General features: G+C 41.5%; 6 protein-coding genes. 1 reads left to right on the top strand and 5 read right to left on the bottom strand.

Annotated features, from left to right (window positions below; translation table 11 throughout):
- Positions 1-1,123 precede the first annotated feature (1,123 nt).
- On the top strand, positions 1,124-1,738 hold the full coding sequence (locus BM124_RS18360; RefSeq protein ID WP_093339972.1) for a serine hydrolase domain-containing protein: 615 nt from the start codon (positions 1,124-1,126) through the stop codon (positions 1,736-1,738).
- Between the two features lie 368 nt (positions 1,739-2,106).
- On the opposite strand, the gene BM124_RS18355 is transcribed toward BM124_RS18360, so the two are convergent.
- The 5 genes from BM124_RS18355 to BM124_RS18330 form a co-directional block, all read right to left on the bottom strand.
- The gene (locus BM124_RS18355; protein WP_093339970.1) at positions 2,107-2,325 is read right to left on the bottom strand and encodes a hypothetical protein; all 219 of its coding nucleotides are present in this window, start codon (positions 2,323-2,325) and stop codon (positions 2,107-2,109) included.
- A gap of 117 nt (positions 2,326-2,442) precedes the next feature.
- Positions 2,443-2,664: a hypothetical protein gene (locus BM124_RS18350; protein ID WP_093339967.1), complete on the bottom strand. Its 222-nt coding sequence runs from the start codon at positions 2,662-2,664 to the stop codon at positions 2,443-2,445.
- Between the two features lie 83 nt (positions 2,665-2,747).
- A complete protein-coding gene (locus BM124_RS18345) occupies positions 2,748-2,930 on the bottom strand; it encodes a hypothetical protein (RefSeq protein WP_093339965.1) in 183 nt (60 codons plus the stop codon).
- A gap of 103 nt (positions 2,931-3,033) precedes the next feature.
- A complete protein-coding gene (locus BM124_RS19105) occupies positions 3,034-3,210 on the bottom strand; it encodes a hypothetical protein (protein WP_170841232.1) in 177 nt (58 codons plus the stop codon).
- 225 nt (positions 3,211-3,435) lie between these two features.
- The gene (locus tag BM124_RS18330) at positions 3,436-3,831 is read right to left on the bottom strand and encodes an acyltransferase family protein (protein WP_170841231.1); all 396 of its coding nucleotides are present in this window, start codon (positions 3,829-3,831) and stop codon (positions 3,436-3,438) included.
- Positions 3,832-3,954 lie beyond the last annotated feature (123 nt).

Here is a 3,954-nt window from a genome sequence, read left to right as displayed (position 1 = left end):
CTTCTGTGCCTATAGAACAAACACCAATAGTGCCGAGGCGGCGTTCATTTTTTCCATTCGGGCCCAGACCCAGCTAGGGAGCTTAGCCGCCCCCCCCCCCCACATGGAAACGCCGGACGAAGGAATGTATGGACCTTCAGCCAGTGATATATGGGAGGGTTAGCGACCATGTGCGATGTGGGTGATTTCCAAGAGCACGGTCATACACTAATTTACCAACAAATTCCTGTATGGACAGATGGAAGGATTCTGTACTGGATCAAATTGTTATAGATAACAATTTATGTTTCCGTGAGGTGGGAACGCACCTATCTGGTGATCATTGATAGGATAGAAATACGGAGAAAACAAGAGCATGTGGGAGAATAATTAATTACAAAGAGGGAGGGACATTGATGCTCTGGATGTTGGCTTAACGTAATATCGAGCGAAAAATGAATCGAACCCCCATAGCAAAAAAGTGGCAGCTCATGTTCTTGGCTGCCTTTTTCTTTGTCCTTATATCCCTTCAGTGACAATACCGAAAAGAAATAGATTGTGCAGAAATAAAACCCAGGATGGCGTTTCATAAAATGGAATACGTAGTTGAGGCAGCCACAAAAGAGATCCGTACTGTTGAGTTTAAAAAAACGTTTGGTTGGTTAATGGACCCAGAATTTGCGTTCTTTCCTGGTGTATTGGGTCTGTGCTTAAAGTACAGGGAGCCTTTTATTCAAAGTGGGATTGCTATACATTACAACCATACTGTTCAATAGATAAATGATATTTATCAATCACACAAAGGCGAGATTGTTCAACACAAAAGTCAAATTCCCTGCCAAAAACCATGTGGGAATTTGACTTTTTTAACCCGGCATTATTTTAAATTTTATGGCAATCGCAAGTAAATATAGATGGTAATCGGTAAATATGGTCACACATCAGATAGTGTATTGCTATATACTTTTTAATTATTTTTCAGTCTGTTCTTAAAAAAGTCAGCTATATTATTTTGATTTTGAGTCTTTTCCTCCCTCATTAATGTAAGGAAATCTAACGGTTTTGAAAATATATTCTTTAGAGCAGAATCAAAAAAAAAACCAGATTTTCCTGCGAAGATTTTTTTATGAAATAATGAAAACCTGTGAAATTAAATCTTGTTGCTGTTTATTCAATTGCTGTAAAAATTCATGTGACTTCTTTAACGATAATATACTTTCTTCTTTCAATATTAAGGTTTTTTCGAGTAGTTCTATTTGACACACCATTTCTGATCGGGTCTTTAAGCAAAACTCTAAAATCTCTTGCGATTATGATGTTAGTAGAAGAGGGTAAAATAGAGCTGGATGAACCTATACAATCCTATATTCCATCGTTTACCTATCGAACAGACAGTTCAAAACAAATAACCGTTTTGCATTTATTAGAACAAACAAGTGGTATTAGTTCGTTTGAAGGTCTTAAAGTGACGGACAAGGATAGATCGAAAGAGGGCGCAATCAATCAGGCTGTAAAAGAACTAAGTGGAGTAGCGTTATCTCACGAGCCTGGCGAGATTTATGAATATAACAATTATTTACTCTTAGGGGCAATTGTTGAAAAGGTTTCGAACCAAACCTTTTCAGATTTTTTGAATACAACTATTTTTACGCCGCTTGGTATGGAAAACAAGCTAAAACTCACCGTAAACCGTGAAAAGAGCCAAGTAGGAAGCCCAACGAAACGAAAGTTTCTATGGTTCTGCCTTCATGGCGTGTAGCCATATTCTACACCGAGCGTTAACGAACGATATTTTTGAACAGGTTGGTCTAAAGAACTTAAACCACTTATATGAGAAAAGACACACATAACCTATTGAACCGCCGTATACGGAGCCGTACGTACGGTGGTGTGAGAGGTTGGGGATCTAAGATCCCCTCCTACTCGATTGAATTAATTGTGATTTTCGATGTGAACAGTATTGTTAATTAGTCTGTGAATTAAGGTTTTGCACCTTAAAATAGAACCCGTTATGAAATCCTCTGCGTTTAGTCTTCATGTCGTTACTGATGGTTCCATTTTGAATGTCTTTCCCGTGCCAGGCGGCGCGGTTTTTTATGAAGATGTTTTTTTGATCATAGCGATGCGTCAGCTGCGGTTGTATCGTTCCCATCTGATGCGCTTTATAATGTTTTCGGTGGCGTCGACGCGCCCCTGCCAGTAAGTCAGAGCTTCGCTGTCCTCCTGGGTATCGGTAAGCTGCTTCACTTTCTCTTTTGCTTCCCGTCTTTCTTTTTCAATCAAATGGCTGATGTCCGGGGCGTCTAAATTTGGGTTTGTTCCGAGTGCGGGGACTGTACGCTGCATACCTGCACGCTCCTTTTTAATAGTTTTAGCTCTTTTTTTATAATCTTCATGCTGTGGACCGGCCCCGGAGCATAGTGACGGGGCGTTTTCGTTTTGTAACGGTCCATTATAATAAAATTAGTACCAGGTCCCCTGGGCTGTGTAATGCCACCACTCACCGTCTTTGTAGTGAACATGGAGACAGTTCTCTTCGGGATGGCTTTCGACTTTTACGATGTTTGCGAAGTTATATTTCCGGCGCTTTTCAAACCCCATTGCCGCATTGTGTTGTTGGTAGGCGGCCAGCAGTATGCGATACTCTCTGTAGTTTAAATGCTTGGCGACATCTGGTTTATTCACGGGGAACCCTCCTTGGTCTGTTTCTGGTTTTATAAAAAAAGAACCGGTACGCCTTGGAAAAGACATACCGGCTGGAATATTTATCAGGAATTTTGTTTCGCTTTTTTCTTTTGCTCTTTATAGTTTCGAACAAGCCGGCGCGTTTCTTCTTCCTCTTCTTTGGATGCAGGAGGGTGAGCGTATATTCCGCCGTGTTCTTCATCGATAATATCGGCTAATTCTCCGGCGGTGAGTTCTTCTGCAGGTTTTGTTTTAGGATCTGCCATGAGAATCATCTCCTTTGTTTAAGGACAATATATATTTTGTTCATTATATCATAAAAAAACCGGTGCGCCTTTCGTTAAAAAGACGTACCGGATGGGATATTTATCAGGAATTCTGTTTCGCTTTTTCTTTATCTTTTCTTATGACTTCTTTCATCAGCCGGCGGGTTTCCTCCCGATCTTCTTCAGATTCATGAGGATAGGCGTATATCCCACCGTGTTCCTTATTGATGATATCGACCAGTTCTCTATTTACCATCAATACAAAGGGTGCATTTTTCACGATACAAGAGGCCGCAAACACGTGGGGGATAACGGACGAATCATTTACATTTCTTCAAGCACTAGCACTAATATCCTTGAGGGCAAGGCTTTGTACAGCAGCAGTAAATTGGCGCCGATGTATCTGGTAGAGGTACCTGCAAAGGAAATTGGACAATACAAACAACTTGAAGAAATAGGAATGGATATCCAGCCCCTCCATCTACGAATCGTTTCCGTAGCTCTTTTATCCTCCTATTGATCCTGAAACATCTTTGGAACGTCTATTTGTCTTCCCTATTCCCTTGTTCACTTTGTAACGGATTGGTTTTTCAACAAATCGCCAGGAAACGGCAGCAATCACGAGAACAGCGGCCAGTTGTATAATGATCTGAAGGATGGACAGATTTTCCGCTGCTGTAGCCGAGAAAGTCAACACTAGAATCGGGTAATGCCAGATATAGATGCCATAGGAACGAACACCCAGCCAACGAAGCGGCCTAAATCCCAGCATACGACCGATCCAAGTCGAAGGATGAACCGCAGCGGCGATGATGGCTGTTGTTGCGATACACTGAATCACCATTCCGCCCCTGTAAAGAAAGGTTTCATATTGATTCACCTGTCCAAACATCCAAATCAAGCACATGACGCCAGCAATCCCAACGATGTCCAAAGCGAAGCGCAAAGGTTTGTAATTAGCTATATGTCCCGTAAGTTTGTGGCTGGGCAAGCATAATGCCAGAGCTGCTCCAATCAATAAGGA

Origin of the sequence: Salibacterium halotolerans (assembly GCF_900115625.1) — a bacterium.
Lineage (GTDB): Bacteria > Bacillota > Bacilli > Bacillales > Marinococcaceae > Salibacterium > Salibacterium halotolerans.
This window is presented reverse-complemented; position numbering and strand designations above follow the sequence as displayed.

Coding starts and splice junctions, on each gene's coding strand:
- BM124_RS18355 (WP_093339970.1), bottom strand. CDS start 2,325: ATGCAGCGTACAGTCCCCGCACTCGGAACAAACCCAAATTTAGACGCC.
- BM124_RS18345 (WP_093339965.1), bottom strand. CDS start 2,930: ATGGCAGATCCTAAAACAAAACCTGCAGAAGAACTCACCGCCGGAGAA.